A 17,899-nucleotide genomic window follows, 5' to 3' on the forward strand; every position below is an offset into this window, starting at 1 on the left:
CTCGCGAAGAATGCGCCACTGCTTATCTGACTCAACACAGTACTGGTTTCTGAATCGAGGATTCTGCAATGTCCACAACCCTACGCCCGGCCCTGACCCTGTTGGCGCTGATGACCCTGATCACCGGCGTCGCCTATCCACTCGCGGTCACCGGCATTGCCCAGGTCGCTTTCCCGGCTCAGGCCAACGGCAGCCTGATCCACGACGCCGACGGCAAAGTCCGCGGCTCGTCGCTGATTGCTCAGGATTTCAGCGGTGACAACTGGTTCCACCCGCGCCCCTCTGCCGGGGCTTTTGCCACGGTCGCCAGCGGCGCCAGCAACCTCGCGCCGAGCAATCCGGCCCTGGCGACCCGCGTAATCGAAGACGCGCAAAAACAACAAGTCGCTGGGCAGGGGCCGGTGCCATTGGCCTTGCTGACCACCTCCGCCAGCGGCCTCGATCCGCACTTGCCACCGGCGGCAATTGCCTATCAACTGGCGCGTGTCGCAGCAGCGCGCAATCTGCCGGTGTCGACCGTGCAGCAATTGCTCGATAAGCACATCGAACAGCCGCTGGTTGGGCCGCCGGTGGTGAATGTGCTGGAGCTGAATCTGGCACTGCAAAACCTGTAATTCAGTTGATACCGATCGTTCCCACGCTCTGCGTGGGAATGCATCAATAGACGCTCTGCGTCTGCTTTTATGGGACGCAGAGCGTCCCGGGCTGCATTCCCACGCAGAGCGTGGGAACGATCATTCGTAAGAGAGAACATCAAGCATGAGCGACTCCGGCCGCGCCGACGCACTGTTAGCAGACCTGCCCCGCGATGGCCGTGGCCGGCTCAAGGTTTTCCTCGGCGCGGCGCCCGGGGTCGGCAAGACCTACGCCATGCTCCAGGCTGCCCACACGCAACTGCGCCAGGGCGTGAAGGTCCTCGCCGGCGTGGTCGAAACCCATGGCCGCGCCGAAACCGAAGCCTTGCTCGGTGGCCTGCCGCAGCAGCCGTTGGTGCGCAGCGAATACCGTGGCGTGCTGCTTGAGGAAATGGACCTCGACGGCATTCTCGCCGCCAAGCCGAAGCTTGTGCTGGTCGATGAACTGGCCCACAGCAACGCCCCCGGCAGTCGTCACGCCAAGCGCTGGCAAGACATTCAGGAACTGCTCGCCGCCGGCATCGACGTGTTCACCACGGTCAACGTCCAGCACCTGGAAAGCCTCAACGATCAGGTGCGCGGCATCACCGGTGTACAGGTGCGCGAAACCCTGCCGGACTGGGTCCTGCAGGAAGCCTTCGAGCTGCTGCTGATCGACCTGCCGCCGCGTGAATTGCTCGAGCGTCTGCGCGAAGGCAAGGTCTACGTGCCGGAACAGGCCCGCGCTGCGATCGACGCGTTTTTCACCCAGACCAACCTTACCGCCCTGCGTGAACTGGCGATGCAGACCGCCGCCGCGCAGGTCGACAACGATCTCGCCCAAGGCTATCGCCAACTCGGGCAGGCCGCGCCGGCGGTGCGCGGGCGTTTGCTGGTCGGTATCGATGGCGATGCGCAGGCCGAACGGCTGGTGCGTCACGCCAGCCGCGTCGCCCAGCGCCGACATCTGCCGTGGAGTCTGGTACATGTCGACAACGGCAGTGCGCGGGATGAGCAATCACGGTTGCGCCTGCAAAGCGCCCAGCAACTGGCCGAACGCCTCGGTGGCGAAGTGGTGCTGTTGCGGGCCGGCGAAGTGGCGAAAACCCTGATTCAACACGCCGCCGAACGCCGCGCCAGTCTGTTGCTGGTCGGCCAGTCGCGGCCACGTCTGCGCCGTCGACTGTTCGGCGGTGGTCTGGCGGCGCGCCTGCTGCGTCAGGCGCACGGTCTGGAAATCAACGTGCTCGACAGTGACCACGAGCAGCGCCAACCGCGCCCGCGCAATTCAGTCACGCTGGTGTGGTTCGACTACGCGCTGGCGCTGGTCGCGACGTTGTTGGCCACGGCCCTGGCCTGGGCGGTGTCGAGTGTGTTGCCGCTGCCGAACATCTCGCTGGTTTTTCTCGCGGCGGTGTTGCTGGTGGCGGTGCGCAGCAGCCTCGGTCCGGCGCTGGCCTGTGCGGCGTTGTCGTTTCTGACCTACGATTTTCTGTTCATTCCACCGAATTTCTCCTTCAGCATTCAGCGCGAAGAAGACGTGCTGACGCTGCTGTTCTTCCTGTTGATGGCGGCACTCACCGGCAACCTCGCGGCGCGTCAGCGGCGGCAGTTGCAAGCTTTGCGCGATACCCAGGAAGAGACCAGCGAGCTGCTCGACCTGTCGCGCAAACTCACCGCCGCGACCGATCGCCAAGCCGTGATCAGCGCTGCCGCGCAACACCTCGAAGGCTGGAGCGATGTGCAATTGTGCCTGCTCAACCGCGACGGCCAGGGCGGCTGGAAAGTCGAAACCGGCGGGCCACTGCAATTCACCGAGGCCGAACGCGCCGCCGCCGATTGGGCCTGGCAACACGATCAACCGGCGGGCAAGGGCACCGGCACCTTGCCGCTGGGGCGTTGGTGGTGGTGGCCGTTGTCGGTCGAGGACGGGCCGCTGGCGTTGCTTGGTGTTTGCGCCAAGGAAGGCCAGAGCTTGAGCGGTCAGCGCCGACGTTTGCTCACTGCGCTGAGCCAGCCGCTGGCGCAAGCCCTCGCCCGCGCGCAATTGGCCGATGACCTCGAAGCGGCGCGTCTGCACGGCGAAACCGAACAGTTACGCAGCGCCTTGCTGGCCTCGGTGTCCCACGATTTGCGCACGCCGCTGACGGCCATGCGCGGCAGCATCGACAGCCTGTTGGCCCTCGGCGAAGCGATCCCGCTGGAGGATCGCCGCGAGTTGCTCGAAGGCACCCGCGATGAGGCCGAACGCCTCGACCGCTACATCCAGAACCTGCTCGACATGACTCGGCTCGGCCACGGCGCCTTGAAGCTGGCGCGCGACTGGGTATCGCCGGCCGATATCGTCGGCAGTTCGCTCAATCGCCTGCGCGCCGTGCTGGCGCCGCTGCAGGTCAGCACCGAAGTGCCGGCCGAGTTGCCGCTGCTGTATGTGCACGCGGCGCTGATCGAACAGGCGCTGGTTAACGTGCTGGAAAACGCCGCGCGATTTTCGCCCAGCCACGGTCGCCTGCAACTGCGCGCGGGTGCCGATGAGCAGGAGATTTTCTTTTCGGTCAGCGATGAAGGCCCGGGGATCCCTGAAGAGGACCGAGCGAAGATTTTCGACATGTTCTACACCGCCGCGCGCGGTGATCGCGGCGGGCAGGGCACGGGGTTGGGGCTGGCGATCTGTCAGGGCATGGTCGGCGCGCACGGCGGGCGTATTTCTGTGGCTGACGGCATCGACGGGCGCGGCACCTGCATCACCTTGCACCTGCCGTTGCAGGCGCAACCGGGGATGGACGGTGAAGCTTGAAGTCGACTGCGCTACTCTCTTGCCAATCTATTGTGTTGATGTGAATTCATGAGCCAGACCGCGACCATTTTGGTCATCGACGACGAACCGCAGATCCGCAAATTCCTGCGCATCAGCCTCGCTTCACAAGGCTACAAAGTGCTCGAAGCCGGCACCGGCGCTGAAGGCCTGGCACAAGCCGCGCTGAGCAAACCTGACCTGGTGGTGCTCGACCTCGGGTTGCCGGACATGGACGGTCAGCAGGTCCTGCGCGAGTTGCGCGAATGGGCGACCACGCCGGTACTGGTGCTGTCGGTGCGCGCCAGTGAAGGGCAAAAGGTCGAAGCGCTGGATGGCGGCGCGAACGACTACGTGACCAAACCGTTCGGCATTCAGGAATTTCTCGCCCGGGTTCGCGCGTTGTTGCGCCAGGCACCGGCGGGGGAGGCGCAGCCAGCGGCGCTGAGTTTCGGCCCTCTGACCGTGGATCTGGCCTATCGACGGGTGCTGCTCGATGGCGCCGAAGTCGCACTGACCCGCAAGGAATATGCGGTGCTGGCGCAACTGGCGCGGCATCCGGGGCGGGTGATCACCCAGCAGCAATTGCTCAAGGATATCTGGGGGCCGACGCACACCGAGGACAGTCATTATCTGCGCATCGTGGTCGGGCACCTGCGGCAGAAACTGGCGGATGACCCGACCCGGCCGCGGTTTATCGTGACTGAGGCGGGGGTTGGGTATCGGTTGTTGAGTGCTGATGGGTTGTAGTTTTGTGTTGTATGGTCGGGCGCCATCGCGGGCAAGCCCGCTCCCACAGTGAGCTATGTATCACCCAGATTTCATTCCCCCCGAGAACCCTGTGGGAGCGGGCTTGCCCGCGATGAGGCCGGAACATTCACCCACAGCCTTCAGGTAATCAACCCTGCTCCTGCTCATACCGATCCAGCGTATCACTGGCAATTTCCCGCCCCAGCGCGATCAACTCCGGCGCCTTGTAGAACTCGAAAAACCGGCACACCCGCTTCGGCACGTTGATCAGGATATCCGGCGGATACCCGGCAATCTTGTACTGCGCCAGTGAGGTCTGCATCACCTCGAAACTCTGGTTGATCAAATCCAGCAGCGACGCCGGCCCGACGTTATCGATGATGAACGAACCGGTAGCGGATTTCGGTGCGCCTTCGCGTTCCGGGGCGGCCGCCGGTTGCTGGCTTTCCGGTTCGACGCCCTCGAGCCACGGATTGATCTCCGCCGCCTCGGCGCGCAAGGCTTCCTGTTCCAGCTTCAACAATTGCTCGGCCTGTTTACGCCGGAACGGCAACTTCGAACCCATGGATTTGATCAGACTGTCGAAGCGCGAACGGAACGCCGCCGGCCGCTCGATCACCGGCAACTTGTACTGGCGCTGATTGGTGGCGTTGAGGTTGACCGCGATGATCAGGTCGCAATGGCTCGACACCACCGGAACGATCGGCAACGGATTGAGAATGCCGCCGTCGACCAGCATGCGGTTGCCCTGCATCACCGGGGTAAACAGGCTGGGAATCGCCGCCGAGGCGCGCATGGCCTGATGCAGGCAGCCTTCCTGAAACCAGATTTCCTGCTGATTGGTCAGGTCGGCGGCGACGGCGGTGTAGGGAATGCGCAGGTCTTCGATGTTGATCTCGCCGACGATCTTGCGAATCTGCCCGAAGACCTTTTCGCCGCGAATCGCGCCGAGACGGAAACTCACATCGACCAGACGCAGCACGTCGAGGTAATCAAGGCTTTCGATCCAGCGGCGGTACTCATCCAGTTTGCCGGCGGCATAGATCCCGCCGACCACCGCGCCCATCGAACAACCGGCAATGCAGGCGATGTCGTAGCCGCGTCTTTCAATTTCTTCGATAACGCCGATATGGGCATAGCCCCGGGCGCCACCGGAGCCCAGTACCAGTGCGACACGCTTTTTCATCAAACTTCCTCCGGACAAGCCTGCACAATGCACGCATTGGCCAAGCGGCTCAATCGCCAAGGTCGTTGCGCGAAGCGGTGACGTCGTTTTTCGTTCGCGGCGTACGCTTGCGCGCTATGCTCTGCGCCACGTGGTTTGACCGATCAGCGAGGCACTTTTTCACCGCTTGACCGTCTTACCTGCACGACTGTTGACCTACCTTGAGGTGTGAGTGATGAAAGCCTGGATCTGTGTACCGTTGATGGCTCTGGTTCTGGCCGGTTGCGCCGGCAAAACCGCGTACCGCGACAGCTGCGGCAGCCAACTCGATGCGGCCTGGCACGAACTGGACCTGGCCAAGGCTGAAGGCTTCGCCGGCACCGTCAGCTATTCCAAAGCGCTGTCGCTGCTGACCGCCGCCAAGACCCAGCAACAATTCGAAGGCTTTGAAGGCTGCAGCAAGAAAGCCGAGAAAGCCCGCTTCTACATTCGCGAATCCCGCGCAGGACGTTAACAGCAGCTGCAAGTTTCTAGCTGCAAGCCACAAGCTTTGAAGCAAACGCATTCAGCTTGAAGCTTGTAGCTAGAAGCTTGCAGCTGTCTACGGAGTAGACCCCCATGATCGATCGCTTGGTGGCTCATGTGTTGAGCCTGGATGTGCGGCTGCTGGCATGTCAGGCGCGCTTGACTGCGCGCACTGATCCCGAGGCGTTGCATGATTTGCGCACTACGGTGCGGCGCCTGCGCAGCCTGTTGCGGCCGTTGCGCGGGTTGCCGGGTGTCGAGCAACTGGAGGCGGCGGCGTCTGCGGTGGGCGAGTTGACCACACCGTGGCGTGATCGCGAAGTGCTCGCGGCGTATCTGCTCGAGCATGATCAGCCCGAGGCTGCGCAGCGGCGTCTGGCGCAAATGGCCGAGGCGTATCCGGCGCTGGCGGCGAGTGCGGAATTGGCTTCGTTGCTGATGATTCTCGACGCCTTTCCACGGTTTCTGCGCGCGTCCGAGCGTCAGGGCTTGCTCAAAGATCTGGATAAACGCATTGAAAAACGCCTGGGCAAACAATGGCAGAAACTCGACGAAGCGCTGCACGATCCCGCCCATGACCGCCATCGCCTGCGCCTGCTGATCAAGCGTGTGCGCTATGGCATCGAAGCCTATCCCGAGCTCGATCGCTTGCCGAAGCCGGCCTACAAACGCCTGAAATCCGCGCAAGGCGCACTGGGCGACTGGCACGATTGCTGGCAATGGCTGGCGCGTGCCGAGCAGGAGGCTGATCTGCAACCGTGCGTGGCCACCTGGCAGGCCGGGTTGATCAAGGCAGAGCTGAAGGCCGATCAAGTGCTGGAAAAGCTCAGCGCGACCTGTTTCAAGTCCTGAAGCTTACGCATCCCCTGTAGGAGCTGCCGAAGGCTGCGATCTTTTGATCTTGATTTGCAAACAGATCAAAAGATCGCAGCCTCGTTTCACTCGACAGCTCCTACAAGGGTTTTGCGGCGAAATCGAAAAGTGCCAAGGCCTATCTGTCAGCCCATTTGACCGGAATAGACGCTGCGCCGCCGCCCGGGGCTGGGTAAGATCCGCGCATTCCTTTCTCGTTTTCCGAGGTTGCCATGCGCTTTTGCGATCTGCTCGATGCTGTCCGCCAACAACCTGAAGTAATCATCCCCGCCGAATGGGGGCAGGGCCGCGCCAGTTTTGGCGGACTGGTGGCCGCGCTGCAATTTGAAGCCATGCGCGCCAGGGTGCCGACGGAGCGCCCGGTGCGTTCGCTGGCGATTACCTTCGTCGGCCCGGTCGAGCCGGAAGTGCCGGTGAGTTTCGAAGTCGATGTGCTGCGTGAAGGCAAAGCCGTCAGCCAGGTGTTGGGCCGCGCCATGCAGAATGGTCAGGTGGTGACGATCATTCAGGGCAGCTTCGGTGCCTCGCGGCCCTCGGAAGTCGCCGTCGAAGCCTACCCAGCGCCGATCATGAAACACTGGGACGAATGCCAGGAGCTGCCCTACATCAAAGGCGTGACCCCGGAATTCATGCGCCATCTGGCGATGCGCTGGAGCGTCGGCGGTATTCCGTTTTCCGGCACGGCATCGCGCTTGATGGGCGGCTGGGTGCGGTTGCGTGGGGATGTCAAAGAGGAGCCGGTCAACGAGGCACATCTGCTGGCACTGGTGGATGCCTGGCCGCCGGCGCTGTTGCCGTATCTGAAGAAGCCGGCGCCGGGTAGCACGCTGACCTGGACCATCGAATTCGTGCAGCCGTTACACGATTTGAGCACGCTGGACTGGTGCCAATACCTGGCCGACATCGAATACGCGGCCGACGGTTACGGCCATGTCGCCGCGAAGTTGTGGAGCGCGAAAGGGGAGTTGATTGCCATGAGTCGGCAGACCGTGACGATCTTCGCCTGACTCAATGCCGACGGTGGCGCTCACGCCAGGCGCGCCACCAGCCACCGCTGAGAAAGAACCGCGGAAAGGTCAGAAACTGCTCGACCAGCAAACGTGACACGGCATCTTTGCGATCACTGAACGGCTCGGAGGCTTGCGCCTCCAGGCCGTGGCCGTGGCGCTGCAGACCCAGCGCCGCGATGATACCGATCACGCCGATGGCGACGCTGGCCAGGCTCAGACTGAACACTCCCGACACGATCAACAGAAACGCCACGATGAACAGCGGCACGGCAATCAAGTGCAGGACCAGATTGGTCGGATGCTGATGATTGCCCGGGTAGGCGCGCCATTGCCATGCGGGAAGGTTGGGGTGACGTTTGCCCATGTTTGCTACTCCTCGATCCATGTTGAACTTCATGGTTGAAGAATAGGCCCGGGCGCGGAGGGCGGCGAATCAAGGTTGGCTATTGAAGTGATAGCCGTCATCGCAGGATTCGATGTAGGTGCCTCTGACGCCTTCGCGAGCAGGCTCGCTCCCACATTGATTCTATGGCGCATGTGGGAGCGAGCCTGCTCGCGAAAGCGGATTCACAATTTCAACTGACCTATCGCCTTGTTCAGTTCCCCGGCCAACGTCGCCAACTCGTTACTGGTCGTCGCCGAATCCACCGTCTGCTGCACGGTGTTCTCGGTCACGTCACGAATACTCACCACCGCCCGGTTCATCTCCTCGGCAACCTGACTCTGCTGTTCCGCCGCCACGGCAATCTGCGTGTTGCTTTCGCGCATCTGCGCCACCGCTCCGGTGATTTCCGCCAGCGCCGCGCCAGCCTCCTGCGCCTGCTGCACGCAGTCGTCGGCTTTGTACGAACTCTCCTGCATGAAATCCACCGCATCGCGGGTGCCGGCCTGCAACGCGGCGATCATGCCGGTGATCTCGTCGGTGGAAGCCTGCACGCGCTTGGCGAGATTGCGCACTTCATCGGCGACCACGGCAAAGCCGCGACCCATCTCCCCGGCGCGGGCCGCTTCGATCGCCGCATTCAGCGCGAGCAGATTGGTCTGTTCGGCAATGCTGTGAATCACGCTGACCACGCCGTTGATCTTCTGGCTGTCCTCGGCCAGGCGTTGAATCATTTCTGCCGTCTGCTGCACGCCGTTGGACAACCCGGCAATCGATTGCTGCACCCGCGCCACCACCTGCTGACCGCTGCCGGCGAGGCCATCGGCGGTTTTCGACAGATCGCGGGTGGCGCCGGCGTGTTGCGCGATGTGATAAACGGTGGCGGTCATTTCGTTGATCGCGGTGGCAGCCTGGTCGGTTTCGCTTTGTTGGCCGAGCATGCCGTGGCGCACGTCGTTCATGCTCGAGGCCAGCCGCGCTGCACCGTCATCCAGTTGTCGCGCGGTGCTGGCAACGGTGGTCACGACGCGTTGATAACCGGCCTGCATGGCGTTGAAGGCATTGGCCATCTGCCCGACTTCGTCCCTGCCCACCAGCGGCACGCGAGCGGAGAGGTTGCCGGTTTTTTCAACGTGCAGCATCACATCTTTCAACGTGTTGAGCTGGCTGAGCAGAAAGCGGATCAGCAGCTGCGAAGCGCCTAGCATCGCCAGCATCAGGACGAAGACCGCCACGGCATAGTTGGCGAAACGCTCGCTGAACACCTGGCTCAGGCTCGGGGCATAGGCGATGACCGCCACTTGCTCGCCGTCGGCACGGCTGAACACTTCGGCGCCGATCAACGGATTCTCGCCAAACAGCGGCATTTCATTGATGGCGTTCCAGCCGTTGCTGCCGGTGATTTCCAGCAGCGGTTGATCATTGAGACGCGGCGCTTCACTGCGCTTGAATGTCAGCACTTGGGCGGACTTGGGCAACGGTTGCCCGAGCGGCCAGGCCTTGAGCAACTGCGCCTGCGCTTGTGCGGATGCCTGCGCGGCGTGGCTGCGGGCCTGCTGTTCGAGATGTACGGCGTACAAAACCAGCAGCAGAGTGGTGACAAAGGCGACCGCGTTGACCGCCCAGAATTTGTATTTCAGCGAGATGTTGCTAAGCCAGGCACCCATGGAGGTCTTCTCTGATAGCGGAAACAGTTTTGGCAAGGTGCCATTATTGTGCCGCTATGCAGATTCGGGAGTTTTGATATGAATCAACAGATGCCGAGATCTATTGTGGGAGCGAGCCTGCTCGCGAAAGCGTTGCGTCCTTCAGCCCATTTGTAGCTGATCCACCGCCTTCGCGAGCAGGCTCGCTCCCACAGGGGAAGTGTGCAGTCAGATGAGAATGGGGAGTTTAAAAAACGCCCGGGCACATGCGGTGCTATGCGCGGCCAGCGCTTCCTCGGTCTCGCCGCGATGCAACGCCACTTCGCGCAACACTTCGGTCAGATACGCCGGTTCGTTGCGACCGTTTTTCGGCTTCGGCCGCAACGTGCGCGGCAGCAGATACGGCGCGTCGCTTTCCAGCATCAGCCGTCCCGCTTTGATCTCTTTGACCAGAGGATGCAGATGCGTGCCCCGGCGTTCGTCGCAGATCCAGCCGGTGATGCCGATGTGCAGATCCAGATCGAGGTAGCTGAACAAGGCCTTTTGCTCGCCAGTGAAGCAGTGCACCACCGCCGCTGGCAGTTGATCGCGGAAGTCCTTGAGGATTTCCAGCAGGCGCTGGCTTGCATCGCGCTCATGCAGGAACACCGGCAATTGCAGTTCGACGGCCAGCGCCAGGTGTTCTTCGAGAACCTTTTCCTGTTGCGGGCGCGGGGAGAAGTCGCGGTTGAAATCCAGCCCGCATTCGCCCACCGCGACGACGCTGGATTCGTTCAACAGACTGCGCAGGCTACGCGCGCTGTCAGCGTTCCAGTCGCTGGCCGAATGGGGGTGAATGCCGGCGGTGGCGAACAGCCGTTGGCCGCTTTCATCCAGTTGCTGGCACAGTTCCAGCGCCTGCTCGCTGCCCTCGACGCTGGTGCCGGTCAGCACCAGTTGGCAGACGCCGGCGGCGTAGGCGCGGTCGAGCACAGCCTGGTGTTTGTCGGCGAAACTGGGGTTGGTCAGGTTGACGCCGATATCGATGAGTTGCATGGTGCTACCTCGGGCCGAAGGCCGGAAAGCATATCAGAGCTGTAGATTTATAAGAAAAGCCAAGAACTACAAAGACTTATGGCTGTCTGTTGAGGCCGCTGGGGACTCCGGGGTGGCGACAATGCCATCACTGTGCCAGTCTCACGCACTTTATCAGCGCTCCAAGCGCTCTGTTTTCGTCGGTGATGTCGTCTCTTTTGCGACGAATCGCCCCGTATTCTTTTCGGAGAGTGGATGCATCGTCCCTCGGTTCTGCTGCTGTTGTGTGCTGCGTTGTTGCTGCCGATGACGGCGGCCGCGCGCCTGCCCGGACCGCTGCAAGCCGTACCGGCGAGCAAGGTTCGCGACCTCTCCGAAATCCGCAGCAGCCGCGTGTTGCGGGTGTTGGTCAATCAGAGCCGCAACAGCTCCGGCGAAGTCCAGGGCCAGGCCATCGGTGTCGAGTACCACCGATTGCGCGCGTTCGAGCAATACCTCAATGGCCATGCTCGCGACGGCCAGGAAGTCACCCTCAAGATCATTCCCAAAGCCAAGGATCAATTGCTCGGCGCTTTGCAGCGCGGCGAAGGCGACATGGTCGCGCCCGGTGAATTGCTCGATCTGCCATCGGGCTATGCAGTGGCCAGCAGTGAGCCGATTGCCAGCAACGTGCCGCTGGTGCTGGTCGGCATCAAGGGCCAGCGCCGGTACACCAAGGTCGAGCAACTGTCCGGCAAGACCCTGGCCTTGCCTACCGGCAGTGCGGCGGGGGAGGTGGTCAGCCAGCTCAACCAGAAACTGGCGCTGCACAAACTGGCGCCGATCAACATCGAGTGGGTCGATCCGACGCTGGCGGTCGAAGACGTGCTGGAGATGGTCCAGGGCGGGATTTTCCACCTGACCATTGTCGAGCAGCCGATTGCCGAGCGTTGGGGCAAGATCCTGCCGAAGCTGCGTCTCGATCGGCAGCTGAGCCTCGGCGAGCCGGGCGAAGAACATTGGTTCGTGCGCCGCGATGCGTCGATGTTGCGCGCGAGCATCGATCGCTTCCTCACCGGTTACAAGAGACCGTCGGACGAAGACGCGGCGTTCCTGCGCATCTATCGACGCTTGTACCAGGTGCACAACCCGCTGGCCAAAGCCGATCGCCAGCGTCTGGAAAAACTCCGTCCGACCCTGCAGAAGCACGCCGATGCGCAGAACATGGACTGGCTTAACCTGGCGGCGCTGGCGTTCAAGGAATCGCGTCTGCAGCCCAACGCTCGCAGCGGCAGCGGCCCGACCGGGCTGATGCAGATCACCCCGTCCGCCGCGCAGCGGGTCGGCGTGAGCAATATCCAGAATCTCGATGCGAATGTGCAGGCCGGCGCCAAGTACCTGGCGATGATCCGCCGCAAGTTCTTCAGCAGCCCGAAACTCAACGAGCGTGAGCGCATGGCCTTCACCCTCGCCGCTTACAACATTGGCCCCGAGCGCGTGCAGGGCATGCGCGCGGAAGCCCGCCGCCGTGGCCTCAATCCCAACCAGTGGTTCTTCCAGGTCGAGCGCATTGCCATGGAGCAGGTGGGGATGGGCGCCGTCAGCTATGTTAATAGCGTGAACAAGTATTACCTGGCATTCGACCGGGAGCGAGAGTCGCTCGAGCCCCGGCAGCAGAAAGTGGTCACACGGAAATAATCTAACAATTCGATTGTTATGGCGAAATTTTTGCGCTTTTAACATGAAATAAACTGATTAATATAGCGACCAACCCAAACACACAAACACTTCTGCACAACAAGGAATGCACCATGAGCTCTCTGATCAACAAGGTTCTGTTCACCCGCGCCGGTTACGGCCTGACTGTCCTGCGCATTGCTGTCGGCGTGATCTTCGCCGCCCACGGTTCGCAGAAACTCTTTGGTCTGTTCGGTGGTTACGGCTTGGCCGGCACCGCACAATGGATGGAAAGCATTGGCCTGACCCCGGGCTATCTGATGGCCTCGCTGGCCGGCGGTACCGAGTTCTTCGCCGGTCTGGCGCTGATCATCGGCTTGCTGGTACGCCCGGCGGCACTGGGTCTGGCGTTCCTCTCGCTGGTGGCGATCTTCTCGGTGCACATCGGCAACGGTCTGTTCATGGCCAACAACGGTTACGAGTTTGCTCTGGCTTTGTTGGCCGGCAGCATTGCGGTCCTGATCGAAGGCGCCGGCAAGCTCTCGGCGGATCGCGCCATCGCCGGTTGAAGGTTCTGGCTCAAGGCAAAGGCCCGCATTGCGCGGGCCTTTTTTGTTGCTGGCGATTCTTGACACTGATCGGTCACGTTCTCTAGGATGTTGCCCATGCGCCGATTTAAACAGCTACTTGCGGGGCGCCAGGTGACTTCTACAGTTACCGTCAGAAGCCGGAACAGGGCTTCGAAATACCGCTAAAGCGCTGGTTCGGTGTTGCCTCTCACCTGCCATGCAGACTTTTGAGGCAGAGACACGACACGATGAACGCACTACGCCCTCCAGCACGTCCCGCGCCGATCATGGCACATGTCACCCAGCGCAACCCGAAAATCCTTCTTGGCGGCAAACACCAGCCGACGCTGTTGCGTTATCTCGATGGCTGGCCACGTCGCAGCGGCGGTCCTGCCGCATTCCTGATCCAGTTTGTCGATGACGGCGAGTCGCTGGCGCGTTTTGCTACGGACAGCTTCGATCTGGCGGTGATTCAGGCGCCGAGCGCAGAAGATGCGCCGGACATGATCAAGCAACTGACCCGCGTAGCGCGGCAGGGCCTGATCACTCGGCGCTGATCAGTCTTACGGGTATTCAATCGCAACGATGTAAACGAACTGCCCGCCGGTCGGCGTCTGCACCCGCACTTCTGCGTCGAGTGCCTTGCCGATCAGCGCGCGGGCGAGCGGCGAGTCGATGCTGATCAAACCCTGTTTGAGGTCCAGTTCATCGGGGCCGACAATGCGGTAGCGCGACTGCTTGCCGTCCTCGTCTTCGATGGTTACCCAAGCGCCGAAATAGACTTTGTTCGGGTCGCTGGGTTTTTCGCTGACTACCTTGAGCGCTTCCAGGCGTTTGGTGAGAAAACGCACGCGACTGTCGATTTCGCGCAGCATCTTCTTGCCGTAGGTGTACTCGGCGTTTTCCGAACGATCACCCTGCGCCGCCGCTTCACTCACCGCCTGGGTGACCTGCGGGCGACGCACATGCCACAACTCATGGAATTCGGCGCGCATCCGCGCTTCACCCTCGGGGGTGATCAGCGCGGTGCCAGCGGTGCGGGGAGGGCGATAACGGCTCATGGCGACTTCTTGTGATTAAGACCGCTTGAGTCTATCAACCCTCGCGCAACACTGTCAGCGGGCTCGCATTCAGAGCGCGACGCGTGCCGAACACACCGGCGCCACCAATCAGCGCGGCGCCAATCAGCGGCAGCACCAGCAGCCATGGATGCGGATGCCATGGCAGATCAAAAGCGTAGCGGTAAAGCACCAGACTGACCACCTCCGAACCGATCGCCGCGAGCAGACCGCTGACCGCACCCAACAGACCGAATTCGATACGCCGCGCCTTGATCAGCAATTGCCGCTCGGCACCCAGCGCGCGTAACAGCGCACCCTGGCGGATGCGTTCATCCAGCGTCGCTTGCAGGCCGGAGAATAGCACCGCCATCCCCGCAGCCAGAACAAACAACAATACATACTCCACCGCCAGAGTGACCTGGGCGAGGATGCTGCGTAGCTGTTCGAGCAAGGCCTCGACCTGCAGGATGGTCACCGCCGGGAAGGTCCGCGACAACTCGACAATCTGCTGATCATGCCCCGGAGCCAGATAGAAACTGGTCAGGTAAGTCGCCGGCAGATCCTTCAAGGTACCGGGCTGGAAGATCATGAAGAAGTTCGGCTGGAAGTTGTCCCAGTTGATCTCGCGCAGGCTGGTGACCTTCGCTTCGCGATTGACGCCGCCGACGCTGAATACCATGTGATCGCCGAGTTTGAGTTTCAGGCTTTCGGCAACCTTGCCTTCCACCGAGACCCCCGGCACATCATCGGACGGCTGGCCGCTCCACCACGAGCCGGCGGTGAGCTTGTTGCCGGCCGGCAGATCCGCCGCCCAGGTCAGGCTCAGGTCACGCTGAATGGCGCGGTCACCGGCCGAGTCCTTGCTGACGATCTGTTGTACCGCTTCGCCATTGATGCTGATCAACCGACCCGGCACCACCGGATACAACGGCGCCGCTTGCGCGGACACCTTGATCAGGTGATCGGCGAAAGCCTGTTTGTCCGCCGGGAGGATATTCAGCGCGAAGTAGTTCGGCGCATTTTTCGGTAGCTGGTTCTGCCAGGTGTCGAGCAGTTCGCCGCGCAGCAGTGCGATCAGCGCCATCGACAACAGGATCAGACCGAACGCCAGCGACTGCCCGGCCGCCGCCAATGGATGCCGCAACAACTGGCTAAGGCCCAGACGCCAGGGCAACGAGGCGCGGGCCAGCATACGGCGCAGGCTTTGCAGCAGCAACAACAGCAGGCCGCCCAGCACCAGCGCGGCGACCACGCCGCCGCCGAGCAGGGCGAAGGTCAGCAGCAGATCCAGACTCAGACGCCACATGATCAGGCCCAGCGCACCCAGCGCCGCGCCGTAGACCATCCATGTGCTCGAGGGGATCGGCAGCATGTCGCGGCGCAACACCCGCAGCGGCGGCACGCGACCCAGTGCAGCCAAAGGCGGCAAGGCAAAACCGGCCAGCGCCACCAGCCCGGTGCCAATCCCGGCCATCGCCGGAAACAGGCCGCCCGGCGGTACGTCACTTGGCAGCAAATCATGCAGTAACGCGAACAGCCCCAGTTGCGCCAGCCAGCCGAGCAGGGCGCCGCTTATGGCGGCAATCAGGCCGAGCACCGTCAGTTGCAGGCTGAACAGCACCATGGTTTCCCGGCGCGACAAGCCGAGGCAGCGCAGCAAGGCACTGGCGTCGAAACGGCGACTGGCGAAACGATTGGCCGACAGCGCCACGGCCACGCCAGCCAACAACACCGCGACCAGACTGGCCATGTTCAGGTAGCGCTCGGCCTTGCCCAGCGCACCGCCAATCTGCCGGTTACCGTCACGGGCATCCTGGATTCGCTGGTTTGCAGCGAGGCCCGGTTTGATCAGCTCGCGATAAGTTTCCAGCGCCTGCGGTTCGCCGCGCCACAGTTCGCGATAACTCACCCGGCTGCCCGGTTGCACCACGCCGGTGGCGGCTAGGTCCTCAAGATTGATCAGCACCCGTGGCGTCAGGCTGTAGAAGTTGCCGGCGCGATCCGGCTCGTAGGTCAGCACGCGGGTCAGCTTGAGCGTCTTCATGCCGACGTCGATGCTGTCGCCGATCTTCAGATCCAGCGCAGTCAACAGACGCGCCTCGACCCAGGCTTCACCGGGTTGCGGTTCGCCGCCGACTTCTTCCTCGGCAAATGGTGCGGGCGCGCTTTTCAGCTCGCCACGCAATGGATAGGCACGGTCGACGGCTTTGATGCTGGATAACTGAATGCCGTTGTCGGTGGCAATGACGCTGGAAAACTCCACCACTTGCGCATGATTCAGGCGCAGTTCGGTGCCGCTGCGGATTTGCTCCTCGCGGGCCGGCGAGCTGCCTTCAAGGACCAGATCGGCACCGAGAAACTCGGTAGCGCGCAGCATCATCGCGCCATTGAGGCGGGCGCCGAAGTAGCCAATCGCGGTGCTTGCCGCGACGGCCACCACCAGCGCAAAGAACAACACGCGCAGCTCACCGGCGCGGGCATCGCGCATGAGCTGGCGCAGGGCAAGGCTGAACAGACGCAACAGCGGCAGACGTGCCATCAAGGCTCCAGAGGGGCGACCAGCAGCCCGGCTTCAAGACGGATCAGGCGCCGGCAGCGATGGGCCAGGCGTTCGTCGTGAGTCACCAGCACCAGGGTGGTGCCGCGTTCCTTGTTCAATTCGAACAGCAAGTCGCTGATGCGCTCGCCGGTGTGGCTGTCGAGGTTGCCGGTCGGCTCGTCAGCGAACAGCACGTCCGGTTCGGCAGCGAAGGCGCGGGCGATGGCCACGCGTTGCTGTTCACCACCGGAGAGCTGGCGCGGCGAGTGGGTCAGGCGCTGGCCGAGGCCGACGCGCTGAAGCAATTGCGTGGCGCGCTCGCGGGCATCTTTGCGGCCGTCGAGTTCAAGCGGCAGCATGACGTTTTCCAGCGCATTGAGGCTGTCGAGCAACTGGAACGACTGGAAGACAAAACCGACGTGCTCGGCGCGGATTCGCGCGCGTTGGTCTTCGTCGAGATTGCTCAGGCCCTGGCCGGCGAGGGTGACTTCGCCGCTGCTCGGCAGGTCGAGGCCGGCGAGCAGGCCGAGGAGGGTGGATTTGCCGGAACCGGACGCGCCGACGATGGCCAGGCTGTCGCCCTTGTTCAGTTCCAGGCTGAGTTCGTGCAGGATAGTCAGTTCACCTTCCGCGCTAGGGACCACTTTGCTGAGGTTCTTCGCGGTGAGAATGCTTGCGCCCATGGAGAATCCGATGCGTGTATGGTTTTTGAGTGCTGGCCTGGCCTTGATGTGCATGGCCCAGAACGCAGCGGCGGGTACTGTCCTGATCGTTGGCGATAGTATCAGCGCCGGTTTCGGCCTGGATACCCGTCTGGGGTGGGTCTCGCTGCTCGAGCAGCGCCTCAAACAAGAGGGTTTCGACGATAAAGTGGTCAACGCCTCGATCAGTGGCGACACCAGTGCCGGAGGCCAGGCGCGGCTGCCGGCGCTGCTTGCAGAGCATAAGCCGGAGTTGGTGATCCTCGAGCTGGGTGGCAACGATGGCCTGCGCGGGATGCCTCCAACGCAATTGCAACAAAATCTTGCTTCGATGATCGACAGCTCGCGGCAGAGCGGCGCGAAAGTGCTGCTGCTCGGCATGCAGTTGCCACCCAATTATGGCAAGCGCTACACCGATTCGTTCGCTGAGGTTTACGGCAAGCTCGCCGTAGAGAAAAACATCCCGTTGGTGCCGTTTTTTCTCGAAGGTGTCGGTGGTCATCCGGACCTGATGCAGGCCGACGGTCTGCACCCGGCGGCGGGGGCTCAGGGCAAGTTGCTGGAAAATGTCTGGCCGACGCTAAAACCGCTGTTATGAGG

General features: G+C 62.3%; 17 protein-coding genes. 10 read left to right on the plus strand and 7 right to left on the minus strand.

The features are described from left to right. The first annotated feature begins 68 nt into the window (after nt 1–68). The 3 genes from kdpC (at nt 69) to ASG55_RS16830 (ending at nt 4,158) form a co-directional block, all read left to right on the plus strand. A complete protein-coding gene (gene kdpC / locus ASG55_RS16820; RefSeq protein WP_056788406.1) occupies nt 69–614 on the plus strand; it encodes a potassium-transporting ATPase subunit KdpC in 546 nt (181 codons plus the stop codon). 145 nt (nt 615–759) lie between these two features. Then, a complete protein-coding gene (locus ASG55_RS16825; protein WP_056788409.1) occupies nt 760–3,411 on the plus strand; it encodes a sensor histidine kinase in 2,652 nt (883 codons plus the stop codon). A 48-nt stretch (nt 3,412–3,459) separates the two neighbouring features. After that, nucleotides 3,460–4,158: a response regulator gene (locus ASG55_RS16830; protein ID WP_056788412.1), complete on the plus strand. Its 699-nt coding sequence runs from the start codon at nt 3,460–3,462 to the stop codon at nt 4,156–4,158. A gap of 148 nt (nt 4,159–4,306) precedes the next feature. Here the strand turns inward: ASG55_RS16830 and ASG55_RS16835 are convergent, their stop codons facing one another. Beyond that, nucleotides 4,307–5,344 (minus strand): patatin-like phospholipase family protein, encoded by a 1,038-nt coding sequence (locus tag ASG55_RS16835; protein ID WP_041478381.1) that lies wholly within the window; start codon nt 5,342–5,344, stop codon nt 4,307–4,309. 214 nt (nt 5,345–5,558) lie between these two features. On the opposite strand from ASG55_RS16835, the gene ASG55_RS16840 reads away from it, so the two are divergent. The 3 genes from ASG55_RS16840 (at nt 5,559) to ASG55_RS16850 (ending at nt 7,728) form a co-directional block, all read left to right on the plus strand. Next, nucleotides 5,559–5,837 carry a hypothetical protein gene (locus ASG55_RS16840; RefSeq protein WP_016770894.1) on the plus strand — a complete coding sequence of 93 codons (279 nt, stop codon included), beginning with the start codon at nt 5,559–5,561 and terminating at the stop codon, nt 5,835–5,837. Between the two features lie 104 nt (nt 5,838–5,941). Then, complete coding sequence (locus ASG55_RS16845) at nt 5,942–6,700, plus strand: CHAD domain-containing protein (RefSeq protein WP_056788446.1); 759 nt, start codon at nt 5,942–5,944, stop codon at nt 6,698–6,700. 233 nt (nt 6,701–6,933) lie between these two features. Beyond that, on the plus strand, nt 6,934–7,728 hold the full coding sequence (locus ASG55_RS16850) for an acyl-CoA thioesterase (RefSeq protein ID WP_056788449.1): 795 nt from the start codon (nt 6,934–6,936) through the stop codon (nt 7,726–7,728). A gap of 1 nt (nt 7,729) precedes the next feature. Here the strand turns inward: ASG55_RS16850 and ASG55_RS16855 are convergent, their stop codons facing one another. From ASG55_RS16855 to ASG55_RS16865, 3 genes are all read right to left on the minus strand, one after another. Continuing rightward, a complete protein-coding gene (locus ASG55_RS16855; RefSeq protein WP_016770891.1) occupies nt 7,730–8,095 on the minus strand; it encodes an Mpo1-like protein in 366 nt (121 codons plus the stop codon). Between the two features lie 203 nt (nt 8,096–8,298). Beyond that, on the minus strand, nt 8,299–9,780 hold the full coding sequence (locus ASG55_RS16860; protein ID WP_056788452.1) for a methyl-accepting chemotaxis protein: 1,482 nt from the start codon (nt 9,778–9,780) through the stop codon (nt 8,299–8,301). Between the two features lie 207 nt (nt 9,781–9,987). Continuing rightward, entirely contained in the window at nt 9,988–10,794 is an 807-nt protein-coding gene (locus tag ASG55_RS16865) for a TatD family hydrolase (protein ID WP_056788454.1), read from the minus strand. A gap of 234 nt (nt 10,795–11,028) precedes the next feature. Between ASG55_RS16865 and ASG55_RS16870 the strand changes: the two genes are divergently transcribed. The 3 genes from ASG55_RS16870 to ASG55_RS16880 all read left to right on the plus strand — a co-directional run bounded on the left by ASG55_RS16870 (nt 11,029) and on the right by ASG55_RS16880 (nt 13,555). Continuing rightward, nucleotides 11,029–12,450, plus strand: a complete 1,422-nt coding sequence (locus ASG55_RS16870; protein ID WP_056788457.1) for a transglycosylase SLT domain-containing protein — start codon at nt 11,029–11,031, stop codon at nt 12,448–12,450. Nucleotides 12,451–12,563: 113 nt separating this feature from the next. Then, entirely contained in the window at nt 12,564–12,998 is a 435-nt protein-coding gene (locus tag ASG55_RS16875) for a DoxX family protein (protein ID WP_039759946.1), read from the plus strand. A 248-nt stretch (nt 12,999–13,246) separates the two neighbouring features. Beyond that, nucleotides 13,247–13,555 carry a hypothetical protein gene (locus ASG55_RS16880; RefSeq protein ID WP_056788460.1) on the plus strand — a complete coding sequence of 103 codons (309 nt, stop codon included), beginning with the start codon at nt 13,247–13,249 and terminating at the stop codon, nt 13,553–13,555. A gap of 6 nt (nt 13,556–13,561) precedes the next feature. On the opposite strand, the gene greB is transcribed toward ASG55_RS16880, so the two are convergent. Genes greB through ASG55_RS16895 form a run of 3 tightly spaced genes read right to left on the minus strand, consistent with a single transcriptional unit; the run spans nt 13,562 to nt 17,281 of the window. After that, on the minus strand, nt 13,562–14,059 hold the full coding sequence (gene greB / locus ASG55_RS16885) for a transcription elongation factor GreB (RefSeq protein WP_056788462.1): 498 nt from the start codon (nt 14,057–14,059) through the stop codon (nt 13,562–13,564). 34 nt (nt 14,060–14,093) lie between these two features. Continuing rightward, nucleotides 14,094–16,598: an ABC transporter permease gene (locus tag ASG55_RS16890; RefSeq protein WP_056788465.1), complete on the minus strand. Its 2,505-nt coding sequence runs from the start codon at nt 16,596–16,598 to the stop codon at nt 14,094–14,096. Continuing rightward, the gene (locus tag ASG55_RS16895) at nt 16,598–17,281 is read right to left on the minus strand and encodes an ABC transporter ATP-binding protein (protein ID WP_016770883.1); all 684 of its coding nucleotides are present in this window, start codon (nt 17,279–17,281) and stop codon (nt 16,598–16,600) included. The genes ASG55_RS16890 and ASG55_RS16895 overlap by 1 nt, the downstream gene beginning before the upstream one ends. 10 nt (nt 17,282–17,291) lie before the next feature. Here ASG55_RS16895 and ASG55_RS16900 point away from each other — a divergent pair, with 10 nt between their 5' ends. Next, nucleotides 17,292–17,897 carry an arylesterase gene (locus ASG55_RS16900; RefSeq protein WP_056788467.1) on the plus strand — a complete coding sequence of 202 codons (606 nt, stop codon included), beginning with the start codon at nt 17,292–17,294 and terminating at the stop codon, nt 17,895–17,897. Nucleotides 17,898–17,899 lie beyond the last annotated feature (2 nt).

The organism is Pseudomonas sp. Leaf434 (assembly GCF_001425545.1).
GTDB lineage: Bacteria > Pseudomonadota > Gammaproteobacteria > Pseudomonadales > Pseudomonadaceae > Aquipseudomonas > Aquipseudomonas siliginis.

Coding starts and splice junctions, on each gene's coding strand:
- kdpC (WP_056788406.1), top strand. CDS start 69: ATGTCCACAACCCTACGCCCGGCCCTGACCCTGTTGGCGCTGATGACC.
- ASG55_RS16825 (WP_056788409.1), top strand. CDS start 760: ATGAGCGACTCCGGCCGCGCCGACGCACTGTTAGCAGACCTGCCCCGC.
- ASG55_RS16830 (WP_056788412.1), top strand. CDS start 3,460: ATGAGCCAGACCGCGACCATTTTGGTCATCGACGACGAACCGCAGATC.
- ASG55_RS16835 (WP_041478381.1), bottom strand. CDS start 5,344: ATGAAAAAGCGTGTCGCACTGGTACTGGGCTCCGGTGGCGCCCGGGGC.
- ASG55_RS16840 (WP_016770894.1), top strand. CDS start 5,559: ATGAAAGCCTGGATCTGTGTACCGTTGATGGCTCTGGTTCTGGCCGGT.
- ASG55_RS16845 (WP_056788446.1), top strand. CDS start 5,942: ATGATCGATCGCTTGGTGGCTCATGTGTTGAGCCTGGATGTGCGGCTG.
- ASG55_RS16850 (WP_056788449.1), top strand. CDS start 6,934: ATGCGCTTTTGCGATCTGCTCGATGCTGTCCGCCAACAACCTGAAGTA.
- ASG55_RS16855 (WP_016770891.1), bottom strand. CDS start 8,095: ATGGGCAAACGTCACCCCAACCTTCCCGCATGGCAATGGCGCGCCTAC.
- ASG55_RS16860 (WP_056788452.1), bottom strand. CDS start 9,780: ATGGGTGCCTGGCTTAGCAACATCTCGCTGAAATACAAATTCTGGGCG.
- ASG55_RS16865 (WP_056788454.1), bottom strand. CDS start 10,794: ATGCAACTCATCGATATCGGCGTCAACCTGACCAACCCCAGTTTCGCC.
- ASG55_RS16870 (WP_056788457.1), top strand. CDS start 11,029: ATGCATCGTCCCTCGGTTCTGCTGCTGTTGTGTGCTGCGTTGTTGCTG.
- ASG55_RS16875 (WP_039759946.1), top strand. CDS start 12,564: ATGAGCTCTCTGATCAACAAGGTTCTGTTCACCCGCGCCGGTTACGGC.
- ASG55_RS16880 (WP_056788460.1), top strand. CDS start 13,247: ATGAACGCACTACGCCCTCCAGCACGTCCCGCGCCGATCATGGCACAT.
- greB (WP_056788462.1), bottom strand. CDS start 14,059: ATGAGCCGTTATCGCCCTCCCCGCACCGCTGGCACCGCGCTGATCACC.
- ASG55_RS16890 (WP_056788465.1), bottom strand. CDS start 16,598: ATGGCACGTCTGCCGCTGTTGCGTCTGTTCAGCCTTGCCCTGCGCCAG.
- ASG55_RS16895 (WP_016770883.1), bottom strand. CDS start 17,281: ATGGGCGCAAGCATTCTCACCGCGAAGAACCTCAGCAAAGTGGTCCCT.
- ASG55_RS16900 (WP_056788467.1), top strand. CDS start 17,292: ATGCGTGTATGGTTTTTGAGTGCTGGCCTGGCCTTGATGTGCATGGCC.